Raw genomic sequence first — 15,695 nt, 5'->3', positions numbered from 1 at the left:
CGCCGTCGAGCGTAGAGGCCGGCCCGTGCGGCGGGCACCGGACCCGAGGCCGAGATCCGTCTCCAACCTGGGGTAGAGACACCGACCAGGGGTGGAGACACCGGTTCATGCCGCGGGCCGATGGCGCACACGGGCGTCTTTCGGCAGGCTGACGGCATGACACAGCCACAACTCGCCGAGCAGCTCCCGTACCACCGCCTGGCCCGCCTCTCCCCGCGCCATCGGTGGTGGCGCCCCCTGCTCGGGACGCTCGTCGTGGCCGTGGCGTACGTGATCACGCTGATCGTCCTCATGGTCTTCGTCGCCGCCCTGGGCTCGACCATGGGGTCCTCCGAAGACGCGGACGGCTGGCCGGAGTTCGGCCCCGTCCTGGGCACCGCCGTGGACCTGCTCACGATCGCGGCGGGCATACCGGTGCTGCTGCTGGTCGTGCGCTGGATCGAGGGCCGCCCGGCCGGCACGGTCTCCTCGGTGACCGGCCGGCTGAGATGGCGCTGGCTGGCGCTGTGCCTGCTGACCGCCGCGCCGATCCTCGGCCTCGCGATGGGCGGCATGTTCCTGCTGCCCGCGGACGCCGGCGAGGCGGACAGCCAGTGGGTGGGCTGGACGTCCTTCGGACAGGCCCTCGCCATGCTGGTGGTGCTGGTGCCCGTGCAGGCGGCCGCCGAGGAGTACGTCTTCCGTGGCTGGCTCACCCAGACCGTCGGCGCGTTCCTCCGCTCGCCGTGGGCCGCGCTCCTGCCCCAGGCCGTCCTGTTCGCCGCCGCCCACGGCTGGGGCACCGTCTGGGGCTTCGCCGACCTGGTGGTGTTCGGGGTGGCCGCGGGCTGGCTGACCTGGCGGACGGGCGGACTGGAGGCGTCCATAGCCCTGCACGCCGTCAACAACCTCCTCGCCTTCGGCGTCTCGGCCGCCGTCGTCGACGGACTCAGCAGCGACGAGACCGCGGCCGACGCGAACTGGCAGGTGGTCGCGATCGACGTGCTGAGCATCGCGCTGTACACGGCGGCCGTGGCGTGGTGGCTGCGCCGCCGCCAACTGGAGCACACGGCACCGGCACCGACACCCCAGCCGCAGGCGTACGCCATGGCGTACCCGTACAGTGCCCCGGTGCCACAGCAGTGGGCGGGGTATCCGGCCGCCGGTGCTCCTGTGCCGCCGCCGTGGGCGGGGCAGCCGGGGCAGGGTACGGGCGCTCCCTCGCCGTGGGCCGGACACCTGGGGCAGGGTACGGATGCTCCGTCGCCGTGGGCAGGGCATCCGGGCCCGGTCACGACGGCTCCGGCGCCGGGTACGGCCGTTCCGCCCACGGCTCCGGGCGCCGGCGGAGACAGCGCGGACCGCACCTGAGCCGCGGCCGGCCGCCGCGCGGGCTCCTCGGGATCAGGCGCTGTGCAGGGCCGTGTGCAGGGTGCGGACGGCCAGGTCGATGGCGGCCTGGGCCGCGTGCGTGCCCCGCAGGGCGTTGAGCATCACGAAGTCGTGGATGATCCCCTGGAAGCGGACGGCGGTGACGGGGACGCCGGCCTCGCGGAGCTTGTTGGCGTACGCCTCGCCCTCGTCGCGCAGCACGTCGGCCTCGCCGGTGATGACCAGGGCCGGGGCAGGCCCGTCAGTTGCTCGGTGGTGGCGCGCAGCGGGGAGGCGGTGATCTGGGCGCGCTCGCTCTCGTCGGTGGTGTACTGGTCCCAGAACCACTGCATGCCGTCGCGGCGCAGGAAGTACCCGTGGCGAACTGGTGGTACGACGGTGTGTCGAAGTTGGCGTCGGTGACCGAGTAGAACAGCACCTGCTGGAGCAGCGGGATCCCGCCGCGCTGCTTGGCCATCAGGGTGAGGGCGGCCGTCATGTTGCCGCCGACGGAGTCACCGGCCACGGCCAGCCGGGACGCGTCCAGACCCTTGCCGGGCATGCGCCGTGCGGGCACGCCCGGGGCGTCGAACAGCCGGCGCAGCGCCTCGGCGGGTTCCAGGACGGCTCGGCGGGCGGCCGACCCGCCCGGTTTCAGGCGGAGCCGGCCGTCCGGAAAGCGGTCGGCGGCCCAGTGTGCCCAGTGGACCGCGAGGGTGGTCCTGCCGATCCCGGCCGCGCCGTTGATCAATACGGCCGGTGAACACGGCGAGGTCCGGCGGCAGCTGGGCGGGCGGGGACGTAGGGCCGTACCGGCTCCGGACGGGCCTGTGCCCAGCCGGGTGGCCAGTTCGTGGCGTACGTCCTCGTAGCCGGTGAGCGCCTCCGCCTGCGGTCCGCGGGCCGCCGGCTGCGCAGGCTCGGCAGCACCCGGTCCGCGCCGCCGCACCGCAGTGCGGTGTCCGCCGCCGGCCGGACGATGGGGACGATCTCCCGGGCCACGGCCGCGAAGTGCGGGTGCGCCCGCACCGGTCCGGGCAGGCCGCCTATCACCGGGCCATGCCTCAGCCGCAGCGCGCCGGTGAAGTGCCGTACGGCCTGCTCAAAGCGCGCGGGGCGCCAGGCCGGGCTCCAGCCGGCGTGCGCAGTTCGCCGACATGGCGGTGGACCGTTCTGCGCGGCCGGGCCAGAGGACGTCGGCGATCCTGCCCTGCCCGTCCGCACGGGCTCCCGCCCGGACACCCCCGGTTCCGCCGGTCAACGGACGCGGGCGGCGATGGCCCGCGCACACACCAGGGACTCGGTGTGGGTCGTGTCCACCTCCAGGTCGTACGACACCCCCTCGTGCACCACGTCGGCCTGGCCCGAGGCCATGCCCTGGGCCCGGTCCCCACGGGCGATCTCCCGTGCCGCGGCGACCTCGGGTGCGCAGCGGACGCCGACCCACAGCACGTCCAGTCCGTCCAGGGCCTTCTGCCACCGCTGCTGGGAGGCCGCTCCGCCGAGGAAGACGTCGTCGACGACGACCCTGGCGCCGGCGCGGGCCGTCGCCGCGACGCCCTCCATCCAGGCCGCCTCCAGCGCCCGGAAATCCGTCCCGACCTGCACCGCGCCGTCCGCGGCGAACTCGATCCCGCCGTCCGTCCCCCGCAGCTTCGCGGGCAGTGCGTCGACGAGCGAGTCGATCCCGAACGCCAGCCAGGGTGCGGGCAGTACGTCCTGCAGGCAGCGCACGATCCCGGACTTCCCCGCGCTGGAACCGCCGTTGAGAATGATCACCTGAGTCGTCACCGGGCCAGAGTACGGACCCTGCCGACACGGCGGGTAACGAATTCCGGCGCCCGCCATGGGCCCGGCCGCAACTCCTGGAACCGTACGAGCTCCACGGCGTCCCGCGCACCAGCCGGCGCCCGGCCGCCCCGGGGACGCGCCCTGGAGTCGGCGCCGGGGCGCTGGACGAGGAACAGGGTGTTCAACGGCGCCTCCTCCGGTTCGTGGAGGAGGACGGAGCCGGCCGGAGTCGAGATACTCCTGGCACAGCGAGCGGGGCAGCACGCTGTAGCTGGCGCCCGCGCCGACCGCCGACAGCACCGCGTACAGGTTCGGCACGGTGACCGCGGCGCGGGCGGTGAGCTGCTTGCCGAAGACGGTCCGCCACCTCGTCGGCGAGCGGCACCGACTCCAGGGCGCGCCCCCGGGGCCGCCGGGTCGCGATCACCAGGTCGTGCCGGCCGGTCCGCATCTCCTCCAGCAGCGGCTCGGGCAGCCCCTGCGCGACCCGCAGTCGTACGCCGTCGGCCACGAGCGGCACCAGCGCGGGCAGGACGCGCACGCACAGCAGCTCCGACGGTCCGGCGAGATGCACGGGCGTGGTGTGCCCGGCCGACGGGCCGGCGCCCCCCAGGGCGGCGAGCGCGTCGAGCGGGCCCGCGGCCTGGGCGGCGAGTTCGTGGGCGACGGGAGTCGGTTCCACACCGCGCGGCAGCCGGGTGACGAGGTCGTCGTCCAGGGCGTCGACGCGGCCCGGGTCCGGCGGTTCCTGACCGACACCTCCATCTGGGAGTCGTACTACGACAACGTCGCCGACATCTCCTTTCCGCAGGGCGGCGGCCCCGTACCGGAGGTCGACCTCGTCTTCGGATTCCTGCCGCTGGACCCCCGTGGTGGAGTTCCAGGCCCCGGCACGCCGGAGCGGCGGCTCGACGTCCTGCACGCCTGGCTGGTGGAAGATCTGTCCGGAGGCCGGGTCCGTATCCTCACCCAGGAGACGCAGTTCGGCCGCCCCGCCGCCGAACTGGCCCGGCAGACGCCGAACCCGATGCCGAACGGCCACCAGGCGTGGCTGGACGGCCCGGTCCGTGCCGCCTCCGCCGCCACACACCCGTAGTCTTCAGGAAGTTGACGTCATGACCGACAAGCTCACCGTGAGTGTCCTGGGCACCGGCATCATGGGCGCCGCGATGGCCCGCAACCTCTTGCGGGCCGGACACACCGTCCGCGCCTGGAACCGCACCCGCGCCAAGGCCGAACCGCTCGCCGCCGACGGTGCGCACGTCGCCGGCACGCCCGCCGAGGCCGTCGAGGGCGCCGACGTCGTCCTGACCATGCTCCACGACGGCGCCGCCGCCCTGGATGTCATGCGCGAGGCCGCACCCGCACTGCGCTCGGGCGCCGCCTGGGTGCAGTCCACCACCGCCGGCATCGAGGCCATCGACGACCTGACCGCGTTCGCCCGCGAGCACGGCCTCGTCTTCTTCGACGCGCCGGTGCTGGGCACCCGCCAGCCCGCCGAGGCCGGTCAGCTCCTCGTCCTCGCCGCGGGCCCGAGCGAGCACCGGGCCGCGGTGATCCCGGTGTTCGACGCGGTCGGTGCCCGTACGGTGTGGACCGGCGAGGACGGCGCGGCCGGCAGCGCGACCCGGCTGAAGCTGGTCGCCAACAGCTGGGTCATCGCGGCCACCGCCGCGGCCGGCGAGGTGCTGGCCCTGGCGCAGGCGCTCGGCGTGGACCCGCAGAGCTTCTTCGACGCCATCGGCGGCGGCCCGCTGGACATGGGGTACCTGCGGGCCAAGTCGGCGCTCATCCTCGACGACCGGCTGTCCCCGGCCCAGTTCGCGGTGGGCACGGCCGCCAAGGACGCGCGGCTGATCGTCCAGGCGGGCGAACGGAACGGCCTGCGCCTGGACGTGGCCGCCGCGAGTGCGGAGCGCCTGGAGCGTGCCGCCGCGCAGGGCCATGCCGACGAGGACATGGCCGCCGCCTACTTCGCCAGCTTCGACCCCGCCGACCGGCCGTCCGCCTGAAGGATTTGCATGCCCGCGCGTTCGAGCGCGGCCACGGCGGTCCTGGCGTTAATCCGCTGAAGGCTGGCACCAGTGCCACTGGGGACGGGGGCGGACGGCTCATAGCCTCGGCTGTGTTCCCGGCACCGGCCGGGGGCGCTTTCGAAGGAGCCCTTCATGCATGCTCAGATCGTCCTGTTCGACGGCTTCGATCCGCTGGACGTCATCGCTCCCTTCGAGGTGCTGCACGGCGGCAGGGCCGCCTGCGGCGCGGTGAGTGTGGAACTCGTGTCCGCGGAGGGGCCACGGGAGGTGGTCAGCGGCACCGGCGGGCTGGCGCTGCGCGCCACCGCCGCCCTCGATCCGACAAGCGCGGGGCTGGTCCTGGTCCCCGGAGCCTCCGGCCGTATCGGTGAGCTCGGCGAGGTGCCCGACCGCGAGGCCGGGGCCGGGGAACGATCGCAGGACGATTCCATCCCCGTACTGCTCGGCCGCACCCTGACCACCGAACTGCCCGCGCTGCTCAAGGCCGCGATGGACGACCCGGACGTGACAGTCGCCGCCGTGTGCGGTGGCTCGATGATCCTGGCCATGGCCGGCCTGCTGGAAGGACGCCATGCCGTCACCCACCACCTGGGCATGGACCTGCTCGACGCCACCGGCGTCCACGCGGTGAACGCCCGCGTCGTCGACGACGGCGACCTGGTCACCGCCGGCGGCGTGACCTCCGGGCTCGATCTCGGGCTGTACCTCCTGGAACGCGAAGTGGGCCCGCGGATCGCCCACGCCGTCGAGGAACTGTTCGCGTACGAGCGCCGCGGCACCGTCTGGCGCGCCCGAGGCCCGGTGCCCGCCGGCTTCTGACCCGGCATCCTGGCCGGGGCGGATCATGTGACGGTGTCGGTGCCCTCCGTGGTGACGTCCGCCGTGCCCTTCGCCGTGTTCCCCTCCGCCGGTTCGCCCGGGACGGTGTAGAAGACGGACGAGCCCTGCTTGGTGCGCTGAGCGCCGTTCCTGGCCACGAGGTTCTCCAGGGTGGTGCGTACGACCTTGGTCTGGATCCCTCGGTCGGGGTGCGCCCGGCCCAGCGCCTCGGTGACCTCCGCGGCGGAGCGAGGTTCGCTCTGCTCGGCCAGGTGCCGGCGGACGAGTTCGATCAGCGTGGGCTGAGCGGCCTCGGAAGTCGCCTTCCTGGCAGGCGACTTCTGCACCGCGGTCTTCCCGGTCCCGGACTTTCCGGCCCCCGACTTCCCGGTTCCGGGCTTCCTGGTCTCGGCGCGCGGTGTGCCGCCGCTCTTCTTCCGGGGGGCGGGGACGACCGGGCTCCCGGCCGGCTGGGCGATGCCGAGGGCCTGCTGCATGTTCAGCAGGATGGCGTGGTCGTGCTGCAGGGTGGCCAACTGCTCCTGGAGAGCGGCGATTTCGGCCGTGATGCGTTCCTGTTCCTTGAGATTGTTCTCGAGATCGTTGGTCACCTGACTGACATATTGAGAGGTCAATTCGGTGACGGGGCCAACGCTTTCCGGCATCTCTTTCCTCCGCTCCTGACGGTGCGACACCTGGATGATACGGGCGGGTCGACCGGTTTTCACCGTTGGCGAGGCGGCAATGACAGACCGATCGCCTGTTTCAGCCCTGGTACCCGCATCGTCAGTATCCCGTCAACAGGCCCGGCGACATGTGCCGCCGTCGCCTCGCTGAGGGCCCTTGCGCCAAGTGCCGGCGGAACCACGTGTAGCGTGGCGATCATGGGGGACTGGGGTCTGCGGCAGGCGTCGGTGTCGGACGTCGAGATGGTGGCCGAGTTGCGGGCCGTGGTGCTGCGGGCGGACCTGGAACGACTCGGGCGGTACGACGAGCAGCGGGTACGGCAGCGGTTGCGGGACGGGTTCGACCCGGCACACACCTGGGTGATCGAGGTGGCCGACACGTTCGCCGGCTGTGTGGCGCTCCGCCCTGACCAGGACGCCCAGTGGCTGGAGCACTTCTACCTGACCCCGCGTCTGCAGGGCGGCGGCATCGGTTCCGGCGTGCTGCGCGCGTTGCTGGAGCGCTGTGACCGGGAGGGCGCGCTCGTCCGGCTGAACGTGCTGCAGGGCAGCCCGGCCCGGCGGCTGTACGAGCGGCACGGATTCACGGTGGAGACCGAGGATCCCGTGGACGTGTTCATGGTGCGCCGGCCGGGCAGCGCCCCGGCCCGGAAGCCGCTCTGACCGGTTCGACACCGACGACCGCGCGCAGCCGTCCCTCGACGAACGGCGCCGGTGCCTGGTCGACGGACCACGGCTCGACGGAGCCGGCCTCGTGCAGACAGGTCAGCCGGCTCAGCTGCGCGGCCTTGGTCGGATACCAGGTCCGCGTCACATACCCGTTGGGTCCGCGTACGATCGCCAGGGCCTCGCCCCGCACCGGCTCCCGCCACGGGTCGTTGCTGCGCGCCATGTGTCCGACGAGGGAGCCGGGATCGGTCTCTCGGTCGGGACGGTCGAGGTCGGCGATCAGCATGCCGTTCACCTCGCGCCACGCTTGACCTTGCCCTCGGGGGCAAGGTCAAGCGCGCGACCGGCCGGGCAGGCGAGCCGTCACCCTCCCGTCACCGGCAGGGTGAGCGTGGCCGGGTGTCGCGCTGGGCGTGGCGGTGGCGGGCACGGTCGCGTTCGAGACCGGAGGCGGTCGCCGCGACCGGGACCGGTGGCCCGCCGGGGCACGAGCGTGAGCGGTCCTTCGACGAGGGGTGGCTGTTCCTGCGCGGCGATGCCGCCGGCGCCGAGTCGCCCAGGTACGACGACGGCGGCTGGAGACGGCTCGATCTCCCCCACGACTGGAGCATCGAGAGCCGAGCGCCTGCCGCCGGGTCACGCCGCGGCCGTCCCGCTGTTCCATGGTCCCCCTCTCTCACCGGGCAAGCGACGGCGGTCCCTGCGCTTCGGACACCGCGGTGGCGGACTGTCAGCCCTGGACCAGAGCCACGATTTCGGCCGGGTCGAGTGTCCGGCCGTAGACCCGGAAGTCGTCCACGGCTCCCTTCAGATACGGGTCCCGGTACTGGGACCTGCCGATGTAGGCGGCCCGGATGTGGTTGCCGAAGAAGCGGGGTTCGACGGTGACGGCGGTGTTCCGGCCCGTCTCGCGGCCGTCGACGTACAGCACGGCGGTGCCGGAACCGTAGGCGACGGCCACGTGGACCCACCGGTCCGTCGGCAGCGGGTCGGCGTCGATGCGCTGCTCCGCGCCCCCGCCGCCCGCGGTGATCGCGTAGCGGAGGGTGCCGGCGTCGCTGAGCGGGGTCAGGAACATGTTGGCGCTGACGCCGGTGCCGATGTCGAAGATCCGGCTCCAGGCGGCAGGCTGCCCGGTCAGCTTCACCCAGGCCGCGATCGAGTAGGCGGACGCGCCCGCCAGCAGGTCCGCGGCGAGGACGACATGACCGTCCGCGCCGTCCAGCGCCACGGCCCCGCCGCTGTGCCCCTGTGTCCAGGCGGCGCCGCGGGCGAGCGTCGCGCCCATCCCGTGGCCGGTGGCATCCGCGGCCGACGTCCCGGAGGTCTCGTCGAAGCGGTGCCAGGCCGCGAACTCCGGTGGCGGGGACGGTGGCCTGCCGGTCAGCCAGTAGACGTCGTAGTGCTGGTGGTGGACGCGGGCGATCGGCAGCAGGGTGACCGCCTTTCCGTCGGCGGTCGCCGTGAAACGCAGCGGATCGGCCGAGGCCTGCCGGATGCTGGAGGTGTCCAGGCGGGGCAGCCACCGGTTCGCCGTGTCGCCGTACGCCCCGGCCAGCACCACCGGACCGTGCAGTACGGCCTGCACGTCCGGGTCGTCCGGAGTGGTCTCCAGGGTCGTCCGCATCGGCAGGCTGACCTCGACCCGGTCGCCCGTCCGCCACTCGCGGTCCAGCGTCAGCCGGCTGCCCGCCGCCGGCCGGTCGGGCAGCGTACGGCCGTTCAGCCGGACCCGCGCCCCGGAGGCCCAGGCGGGGATGCGGACCGCCAGCTGGTGGGTGGCGCGTCCGGCCGTGACCGTGAGGACGGTCGAGGCGGAGTCGGGCAGCCGGGTGGTCTGCCGCCAGGTGATTCTTTTCTCCTGCCAGTGGATCTCGGACGGGATGAACAGGTTGACCAGCAGCCGCTGTTCGTCGTGCGTGTAGATGGTGTCGGCGAGCTTCGCGTGTGTCTCCATGCCGGTGCCGTGGTCGCAGGAGAAGTTGTCGTAGTCGGTGGAGTAGGCGTTCGGGTCCGTGCCCATGAAGGAGGGCTGCTGTTTGAACGACCCGGGCGCGAGACCGGTGTAGTAGATGTTGAAGCCGTGCGCGGAGTCCGGGTCCTGCTCGCCGAGCATCTGGTTGAGCAGGGTGCGCTCGTAGTAGTCGAGCAGGTCCGTGCGGTCCGGATCCTCGAAGTGCAGCAGCCGCGTCAGCTTGAGCATGTTGTAGCTGTTGCAGTTCTCGCAGGTCCCGTTGGACAGCTGCCCGGCGACGACGTCGGGTTCGTGGAACGCCTCGCCGTTGCTGTTGCCGCCGATGACATAGGAGTGGTGGGCGGTGACAATCCGCCAGAAGTTCTCCCCGATCGTGCGGTAGCGGTCCGGCAGTCCTTCCTGCCACATCCGTACCGCGCCGACCATCTTCGGGATCTGGGTGTTGGCGTGCAGTCCGGCGAGCCGGTCCTCGCCCGCCGCCAGCGGGTCGAACACCCGGGCGTGGGCGAAGCGTTCGGCGACCTCCAGCCAGCGGGCGTCCCGGGTGATCGCGTGCAGGTCGGCCAGCACGTCGTTCATGCCGCCGAACTCGGTCTCCAGCACCCGCTGCATGCGCTCGTGACTCAGCCTGGCCGTACGCCCGTCGACCCACTCGCCCATCCGCAGGACCACATCGAGGGCCTGGTCGTTCCCGGCCAGCCGGTACTGGTCCACCAGCCCCGCCATGATCTTGTGGATGGTGTAGTACGGCGCCCAGACGCCCGTGCCGGCCTCCAGCCGGTCGAAGAAGCTCTCCGGGAACGCCGACAGATAGCCCTTGCCGTAGCCGGCCGACGGCGACGCGGCCTGGCACGCGGCCAGCGCGGCGACCAGCCGGCGGCCCTTGTCGCGCACCGCGGTGTCGCCCGTGCCGACGAAGGCGAGCGCCAGACCGGACAGCAGGTGGCCGGTCGAGTGCCCGCGCAGTTCCACGGTCGGCGCCTCCCAGCCGCCGCAGGGCTGGGCGGTACTGGGCAGGCCGACGTTCAGACGGAAGGTGTGCAGGAGCCGGTCGATGTCGACGAAACGCAAGTAGGCGGTGTTGCGGCGCTGGTTGTCCTGGAACGGCCCGGCCAGCAGGGTCACCGCGGTGAGCGGGAACGGCCCTACGCGGGCTGCCTGTCGGCGTCTGGCTTGCCCGGTCCGCGGTGCGGTGGGGGCGGTTCGGCCTTCCGCGTGGGCGGTGGGGCCTTCCGCGGCCGTCAGGGCCGCCGCGGTGGCGCCGGCCGCGGTGAGGAAGGACCGTCTGCCGAGGGGTGGGGTCACGAAGTCCTCCGCATGTCGATGGCATCGGGGTGGCGAGTCCCGCTCCCACCCCATGCGCGTCTGTTCGAGATGTCGAATGCTGTGCGACATGCTGTGCGGGGGTCTACGGTAGAGGACTGACTCCTGGTGTCAATGGCGCGGGGGAGGACATGGGCCGCACCCCAACCCCCGTGCGTCTCCGGCCCGGTGGCTAGGATTCCCCTCCATGGCAGCGCGTGGACACAGCGGTTCTCCCGGGTCGAGACGGCTCAAACGCGCCGCCTCCGCCCTGGCGGGCCTGTTGCTCCTCGCCGGCGGGGAGGACTCCCTGGGAAAGCCCCCGCCGCGTCCGGCCGCACCGCCCGCCGTCACCGCGTGTCTGACGGGATCCGGGGACCTGATCGCCGACCTGAACAACGACGGCCACCCGGACCGCGCCACCGACCCGTCCCACCGCGGTGCCCGGCTGACCGTCACCTTCGGCACCGGCTCGCCGCACGAAAGGCGGGTCTCGGCCCGGGGGCTGGCCGACCGCACCGGGCGCCGGCAGGCGTACGTGAGCGCCGCCGTGGCGGACTTCGACCGTGACGGCTGGAGCGACCTGGTCGTCGTCGCGGGGGAGGAGCAGGCCGGCGACGACCCGATCCAGCCCCGCGTGGCCGAACTGCGGCTGGGCCCCTTCTCCGACACCGGCCGTGCCCGGCGGATCGTCCACCTCGACCTGCGGGCCACGAAGGACATCGCCGTGGCCGACTACAACCACGACCGCTACCCCGACCTGGCGGCGTACACCTACTCCGGCGACGGCACCTACGAGACCCAGGCCCGCCTCGGCGACGCGCACACCGGACTCGCGGCCGACACCGGCACGTACACCACGGACTCACCGGGCACCGGCTACGACCCCCCGGCCGAGTTCCCCCGCTCCGGCCTGACGCCGTTCTACCCGGACTGCGGGGCAGGGGCGACCGCCGGGTGACGGCAGCGCCGCGCCCGTCGACAGTCCAGGCTCACCCGAGGACGAGCGGGAGTCTTTCGGCCAGTTGGCCCAGTTCGGCCTGTTCGGTGGCGGTCGGCGTGCGGCGTCCCGTGCCGACCCGCAGCGCGTCCTGGTCGGACCACGACGGCGGGAAGGCCGCCCCGGCGATCTCCTCCAGCATCGCGCGGGTGCGGGCGAGACTCTCGGCGGGCGGTTGCGCCGCGCCCGGGAGGTGCTCGATCAGGTCCAGGTGGTGCAGGGTCCACTCCAGGACGTACGCGGACAGGTAGTCGCCCGCGGTGAGGACCATGTCCTGCGTGCCGACCCGCAGATCCGGGTCGGCCAGCTCCGCCGCACGCCCGGCGGCGGAACCGACGTCGTCGAGGTGGAACTTCAGCAGCCGCGGATCCACGTACGCGGCGGCGAGCCGGACGGTCAGCGCGTCCAGCGGGTCGTCGCCGGTCGGCGGCGTGTCGGCCACGTGCCAGTAGGTCACCGCGTCGTGCGTCGGCTCCGCCTCGGTGGGCGTCACGAGGGTGATCAGCACGTCCTGAGCGTCGATGACCAGATGGCACACCAGATCCCGGACGAGCCAGCCGGTACAGCCCGACGGCCGCGTGAAGTCCTCGTCGGGGAGTTCGGCCACCGCCGTACGCAACGCCGTCCAGGAGCGCGAGAAGAGATCCACGGCCGCAAACTAGCAGCGCCCGGGCGGACCTTCGACCGAATTCCTCGCGGCCCGATCCGGCCTCACGCCGGTCAGCCGGACGAGGCCACGAGCGCGACGCCGAAGCCGATGAGTACGACACCGGTGGTGCACCCGATGGCCCGCCGTACGCGTGGCCGCTCCAGCATCCGCCCGGCCCCGGCCAGCAGGAGCAGGGGCCGGCGCACCCGCCGTGTCTTGATGGCGGTCATGTCACATCTGGGCGGGCTGTCTCGTCGTAGGTGGCGAGGCACCACGACCGGCGGCAGTCGCCGGATGACCCATGCCTCGTACCGACCCTGGAAGGAGCCCCATGTCGACAGCCCGGGCGACACGCAACAAGGCGACGTTCGGTCGTCTGCACGACGCCGTCAACGCCGGTGACCTGGAGACGATCTCGAAGTTGATCGACGAGATCGTCGCGCCGGACGTGCTGTTCCACGCGCCGGTGCCGATGGGCATGACGGGAGTGCAGGCACTCAAGCAGGTGTGGGAGGTGCTCCTGCGCGCGTTCCCCGACCTTCACGTCGCGATCGAGGACACGATCGCCGAAGGGGACAAGGTCGTCTTCCGGAACACGGTCACCGGCACCCACCGGGGCGAGTACCGGGGCCTGCCGCCCACCGGAAAGGCCGTCACATACAGCGAGATCTTCATCATGCGCTTCGCCGACGACCGCATCGTCGAGATCTGGGGCGTCGTCGACGTCTTGTCACAACTGCGACAACTGGGTGCGCTCGCCCCGTGACGAGGCCGGACTAGCCGGCTTCAGTCCTCCGCGTCCACGAATCCCATCCTGCGGTTCATGGCGATGGCGTTCGCGTTCGCCGGGTGATGGAAGGTCCGGACCCTGGTCGCCCCGTACTCCCGGGCGAAGTCCAGCCCGACGGTCTTCATCGCGATCGAGATGCCGCGGCCTCGGTAACCGGCCCGCACGCCCGTCATCTCGTTGAAGACGAAGTCGCCATGAACCGAGGTCGCCGCCATGCCGATCCAGGTGTCGCCGTCCAGGGCGATGACGACGCCACGAGGGTCGTAGCCGGCGACCTCGAAGCGCCGCTCGGCGTACTCCTCGTACGCGTAGAACTCCCCGCGCTCCGGGATGTCCGCCGAGCACTCCTTGTTCAGTTCGTAGAGCGCGCGACGGTGTTCCGGAGTGTCACCCAGTTCGGCGAGGGTGGCCAGGCGAATGCCTTCGGCACGACACCGTGTCACGTATGCCGCGAAACGCGCCGCTTCGAACGAAGCGATATCCAGTTCGAGCTTCACCCAGTGATCGGCCATACATCCCCTCCTCGCGCGAACGGCTCGGCCCGCCCATCCTGTCGTCCGATCTCGTGGAGGTAAAGATCACGAGCCCTGGTGTTCACATTCATGAACTCGACCCACGTGGGTGTACATGGGTGAGGGCGGTGTGCAAGGCTCAGCCAACTTCCCCCGTCCGCAGTGAAGTTGGAGGGCGAGCATGAGTGTTTCCCGGCGTGCGCTGCTGGCCACGGCGGCCGGTGCGGCGGTCGTAGGCGCCACCGAGGTGCCGGCCGCGGGGGCGGCGGACCGGCAGGACACCGGGGCGACCCTGCGGACGCTCCGCGCCGCGGCGGACTACGCCGTCGAGAAGGTCCGTACCGTCGCGCCCGGCGTGACGGGCTTCCCGGTCGGGACGAAGTTCGAGAAGTGGACGTACTCGCGCAACGGGGACTGGGTGGGCGGCTTCTGGCCCGGAACGCTGTGGATGGCCTGGCTCCACAGCAAGGACGACGCCTTCCGCGCCTGGGCGGTCGAGTCGGCCCGGAATCTCGCGCCCCGTCAGTACGACACGGGCACGCACGACCTCGGCTTCCTCTTCTACCCCTCGTGGGTCACCGCCTGGCGCCTGACCGGCGACGACGTGTGGCGGACGGGCGCGATACGGGCGGCGGACTCCCTGAGCCGGCGGTACAATCCGCGCGGCAGGTTCATCCGGGCCTGGGGCGCGCTGACGGATCGCACCAACGCCGGCCGGGTCATCATGGACACGATGATGAACCTCGACCTGCTGGTGTTCGCGAGCCGGCAGACCGGCGACGACAGGTACCTGGACATCGCCGTGGAGCACGCGAAGACCGCGCAGCGCGTCTTCCCCCGCCCGGACGGATCCACCCCGCACGTGTACGACTTCGACCCGGACACCGGCGCGGCCATCGGCCCGAACACGGTGCAGGGCTACAGCCCCGCCTCGTGCTGGTCGCGCGGACAGGCCTGGGGGATCTACGGGTTCACCACGATGTACCGGCGGACCGGCGACAAGGAGTTCCGCGACACCGCGCGGAAACTCGCCGACTACGCCATCGGAGCGCTGACCCCCGACCATGTCCCGGTATGGGACTACGGCGCGCCGCAAGCGCCCCATGACATCAAGGACGCCTCGGCCGGGGCCGTGATGGCGTGCGGTCTGCTCGACCTGCACGCGGCAACGGGCAGGCACACCTACCGCGACGTGGCACTGCGCCTGCTCACCGCGCTGTCGGACACCTGCCTGACGAGGAACTCGGCCCGCGCCGAGGCCGTCGTGGCCCGCTGCACCCGCAACCGCCCGGCCGAGGACGGCATCGAGGTCTCGCTGCCCTACGCCGACTACTACCTCCTCGAAGGGATCCTGCGCGTGCTCCGGCCCGAGGAGATCGACCGGGCGATCGACCTGTCACACTGAGGTGGGGGAGCAGGGAGATGGGGATCTCATGAGCCGTTACGCCCAGGTGGCCTTCACCGAGAATGTCCGACGCGTCCAGGAAGAGCGGGGAAGCGCCTCGGCCATGGAGCGGCTGCTCGCCGGAGACCCGGGGCGTGCCGATCGTCTGGGGCCCGACGAGGCCGACTTCATCGCGGCCCGCGACGGTTTCTATCTCGCCACCGTGAGCGAGACCGGCTGGCCGTACATGCAGTTCCGTGGCGGACCGCCGGGATTCGTGCACGTCCTGGACGACGAGACGCTGGCCTTCCTCGATGTGCGCGGAAACCGCCAGTACATCACGGCCGGGAACATCCGCGGCGATGACCGGGTCTCCCTGTTCTTCATGGACTACGCGCACCGGGCCCGGCTGAAGGTGTTCGGCCGGGCCGAGATCCGGGATCCCGGTGAGTTCTCGGAGCTGCGCGGCCGGTCGGGGGACGCGCGCACCGACGGGCGCGAGGAGTGGCTGCTGGTCGTGCGGGTCGAGGGCCTCGCCTGGAACTGCGCCAAGCACATCACTCCGCGGTTCTCCGAGGCCGAACTCTCGGACGCGCTGCAGCGGGTGTACGAGCGCATCTCGGAACTGGAGGAGGAGAACGAGGAGTTGCGGTCGCGGGGGGGGGGGGGGGGGGGGGGGGGGGGCCGCCCGCCCACACAGGAGGGAGGGCGAGCAGACGGGGCCGGGGTCGG

At 72.1% G+C, this 15,695-nt stretch carries 17 protein-coding genes and 2 pseudogenes; 9 read left to right on the top strand and 10 right to left on the bottom strand.

The window, feature by feature from the left end:
- Window positions 1–156: 156 nt before the first annotated feature.
- Window positions 157–1,350, top strand: coding sequence for a CPBP family glutamic-type intramembrane protease (locus ABZ937_RS41300; RefSeq protein ID WP_361700419.1), 1,194 nt, complete (start codon window positions 157–159; stop codon window positions 1,348–1,350).
- A gap of 33 nt (window positions 1,351–1,383) precedes the next feature.
- On the opposite strand, the pseudogene ABZ937_RS41295 reads toward ABZ937_RS41300, so the two are convergent.
- The 4 genes and pseudogenes from ABZ937_RS41295 to ABZ937_RS41280 form a co-directional block, all read right to left on the bottom strand.
- Window positions 1,384–1,849: pseudogene (locus ABZ937_RS41295) on the bottom strand (alpha/beta hydrolase fold domain-containing protein).
- 248 nt (window positions 1,850–2,097) lie between these two features.
- Window positions 2,098–2,403 (bottom strand): hypothetical protein, encoded by a 306-nt coding sequence (locus ABZ937_RS41290; protein WP_361700417.1) that lies wholly within the window; start codon window positions 2,401–2,403, stop codon window positions 2,098–2,100.
- A gap of 204 nt (window positions 2,404–2,607) precedes the next feature.
- Window positions 2,608–3,141 carry a chloramphenicol phosphotransferase CPT gene (gene cpt, locus ABZ937_RS41285; protein WP_361700415.1) on the bottom strand — a complete coding sequence of 178 codons (534 nt, stop codon included), beginning with the start codon at window positions 3,139–3,141 and terminating at the stop codon, window positions 2,608–2,610.
- A gap of 149 nt (window positions 3,142–3,290) precedes the next feature.
- Window positions 3,291–3,850 (bottom strand): annotated as a pseudogene (locus tag ABZ937_RS41280) (LysR substrate-binding domain-containing protein); the annotation flags it as partial.
- 222 nt (window positions 3,851–4,072) lie between these two features.
- Between ABZ937_RS41280 and ABZ937_RS41275 the strand changes: the two are divergent.
- The 3 genes from ABZ937_RS41275 (at window position 4,073) to ABZ937_RS41265 (ending at window position 5,996) form a co-directional block, all read left to right on the top strand.
- A complete protein-coding gene (locus ABZ937_RS41275; RefSeq protein ID WP_361700412.1) occupies window positions 4,073–4,237 on the top strand; it encodes a hypothetical protein in 165 nt (54 codons plus the stop codon).
- 19 nt (window positions 4,238–4,256) lie between these two features.
- Window positions 4,257–5,153, top strand: a complete 897-nt coding sequence (locus tag ABZ937_RS41270; RefSeq protein ID WP_361700410.1) for an NAD(P)-dependent oxidoreductase — start codon at window positions 4,257–4,259, stop codon at window positions 5,151–5,153.
- Window positions 5,154–5,309: 156 nt separating this feature from the next.
- Complete coding sequence (locus ABZ937_RS41265) at window positions 5,310–5,996, top strand: DJ-1/PfpI family protein (RefSeq protein ID WP_361700407.1); 687 nt, start codon at window positions 5,310–5,312, stop codon at window positions 5,994–5,996.
- A gap of 23 nt (window positions 5,997–6,019) precedes the next feature.
- Here ABZ937_RS41265 and ABZ937_RS41260 read toward each other — a convergent pair whose 3' ends face one another.
- On the bottom strand, window positions 6,020–6,661 hold the full coding sequence (locus ABZ937_RS41260; protein ID WP_361700447.1) for a hypothetical protein: 642 nt from the start codon (window positions 6,659–6,661) through the stop codon (window positions 6,020–6,022).
- Between the two features lie 219 nt (window positions 6,662–6,880).
- Between ABZ937_RS41260 and ABZ937_RS41255 the strand changes: the two genes are divergently transcribed.
- Complete coding sequence (locus ABZ937_RS41255; RefSeq protein ID WP_361700405.1) at window positions 6,881–7,345, top strand: GNAT family N-acetyltransferase; 465 nt, start codon at window positions 6,881–6,883, stop codon at window positions 7,343–7,345.
- Here ABZ937_RS41255 and ABZ937_RS41250 read toward each other — a convergent pair.
- Window positions 7,299–7,637 carry an FMN-binding negative transcriptional regulator gene (locus ABZ937_RS41250; RefSeq protein ID WP_361700403.1) on the bottom strand — a complete coding sequence of 113 codons (339 nt, stop codon included), beginning with the start codon at window positions 7,635–7,637 and terminating at the stop codon, window positions 7,299–7,301. The two genes, ABZ937_RS41255 and ABZ937_RS41250, sit on opposite strands and share 47 nt — an antisense overlap.
- 444 nt (window positions 7,638–8,081) lie before the next feature.
- Window positions 8,082–10,631, bottom strand: a complete 2,550-nt coding sequence (locus ABZ937_RS41245) for a beta-L-arabinofuranosidase domain-containing protein (RefSeq protein ID WP_361700401.1) — start codon at window positions 10,629–10,631, stop codon at window positions 8,082–8,084.
- Window positions 10,632–10,836: 205 nt separating this feature from the next.
- Between ABZ937_RS41245 and ABZ937_RS41240 the strand changes: the two genes are divergently transcribed.
- Window positions 10,837–11,589 (top strand): VCBS repeat-containing protein, encoded by a 753-nt coding sequence (locus tag ABZ937_RS41240; RefSeq protein ID WP_361700398.1) that lies wholly within the window; start codon window positions 10,837–10,839, stop codon window positions 11,587–11,589.
- A 31-nt stretch (window positions 11,590–11,620) separates the two neighbouring features.
- Here the strand turns inward: ABZ937_RS41240 and ABZ937_RS41235 are convergent, their stop codons facing one another.
- The gene (locus ABZ937_RS41235) at window positions 11,621–12,277 is read right to left on the bottom strand and encodes a maleylpyruvate isomerase N-terminal domain-containing protein (protein ID WP_361700395.1); all 657 of its coding nucleotides are present in this window, start codon (window positions 12,275–12,277) and stop codon (window positions 11,621–11,623) included.
- Between the two features lie 71 nt (window positions 12,278–12,348).
- Complete coding sequence (locus ABZ937_RS41230) at window positions 12,349–12,507, bottom strand: hypothetical protein (protein WP_361700392.1); 159 nt, start codon at window positions 12,505–12,507, stop codon at window positions 12,349–12,351.
- 101 nt (window positions 12,508–12,608) lie between these two features.
- Between ABZ937_RS41230 and ABZ937_RS41225 the strand changes: the two genes are divergently transcribed.
- The gene (locus tag ABZ937_RS41225) at window positions 12,609–13,043 is read left to right on the top strand and encodes an ester cyclase (protein ID WP_361700389.1); all 435 of its coding nucleotides are present in this window, start codon (window positions 12,609–12,611) and stop codon (window positions 13,041–13,043) included.
- Between the two features lie 20 nt (window positions 13,044–13,063).
- Here ABZ937_RS41225 and ABZ937_RS41220 read toward each other — a convergent pair whose 3' ends face one another.
- Complete coding sequence (locus tag ABZ937_RS41220) at window positions 13,064–13,579, bottom strand: GNAT family N-acetyltransferase (RefSeq protein ID WP_361700386.1); 516 nt, start codon at window positions 13,577–13,579, stop codon at window positions 13,064–13,066.
- A 181-nt stretch (window positions 13,580–13,760) separates the two neighbouring features.
- Here ABZ937_RS41220 and ABZ937_RS41215 point away from each other — a divergent pair, with 181 nt between their 5' ends.
- Complete coding sequence (locus ABZ937_RS41215; RefSeq protein WP_361700384.1) at window positions 13,761–14,984, top strand: glycoside hydrolase family 88 protein; 1,224 nt, start codon at window positions 13,761–13,763, stop codon at window positions 14,982–14,984.
- 28 nt (window positions 14,985–15,012) lie between these two features.
- On the top strand, window positions 15,013–15,695 hold a 683-nt coding region (locus tag ABZ937_RS41210; protein WP_361700381.1), incomplete at its 3' end, for a pyridoxamine 5'-phosphate oxidase family protein.

Source organism: Streptomyces sp. NPDC046727 (assembly GCF_040645635.1).
In the GTDB taxonomy this organism is placed as follows: Bacteria; Actinomycetota; Actinomycetes; order Streptomycetales; family Streptomycetaceae; genus Streptomyces.
The sequence above is the reverse complement of the archived record's forward strand: the minus strand, read 5'-3'. Positions and strand labels throughout refer to the sequence as shown.

Excerpts from the sequence above, each read along its gene's own strand:
- ABZ937_RS41240 (WP_361700398.1), top strand. The coding sequence starts at position 10,837 with ATGGCAGCGCGTGGACACAGCGGTTCTCCCGGGTCGAGACGGCTCAAA.
- ABZ937_RS41255 (WP_361700405.1), top strand. The coding sequence starts at position 6,881 with ATGGGGGACTGGGGTCTGCGGCAGGCGTCGGTGTCGGACGTCGAGATG.
- ABZ937_RS41270 (WP_361700410.1), top strand. The coding sequence starts at position 4,257 with ATGACCGACAAGCTCACCGTGAGTGTCCTGGGCACCGGCATCATGGGC.
- ABZ937_RS41265 (WP_361700407.1), top strand. The coding sequence starts at position 5,310 with ATGCATGCTCAGATCGTCCTGTTCGACGGCTTCGATCCGCTGGACGTC.
- ABZ937_RS41260 (WP_361700447.1), bottom strand. The coding sequence starts at position 6,661 with ATGCCGGAAAGCGTTGGCCCCGTCACCGAATTGACCTCTCAATATGTC.
- ABZ937_RS41250 (WP_361700403.1), bottom strand. The coding sequence starts at position 7,637 with ATGCTGATCGCCGACCTCGACCGTCCCGACCGAGAGACCGATCCCGGC.
- ABZ937_RS41300 (WP_361700419.1), top strand. The coding sequence starts at position 157 with ATGACACAGCCACAACTCGCCGAGCAGCTCCCGTACCACCGCCTGGCC.
- ABZ937_RS41230 (WP_361700392.1), bottom strand. The coding sequence starts at position 12,507 with ATGACCGCCATCAAGACACGGCGGGTGCGCCGGCCCCTGCTCCTGCTG.
- ABZ937_RS41225 (WP_361700389.1), top strand. The coding sequence starts at position 12,609 with ATGTCGACAGCCCGGGCGACACGCAACAAGGCGACGTTCGGTCGTCTG.
- ABZ937_RS41215 (WP_361700384.1), top strand. The coding sequence starts at position 13,761 with ATGAGTGTTTCCCGGCGTGCGCTGCTGGCCACGGCGGCCGGTGCGGCG.
- ABZ937_RS41220 (WP_361700386.1), bottom strand. The coding sequence starts at position 13,579 with ATGGCCGATCACTGGGTGAAGCTCGAACTGGATATCGCTTCGTTCGAA.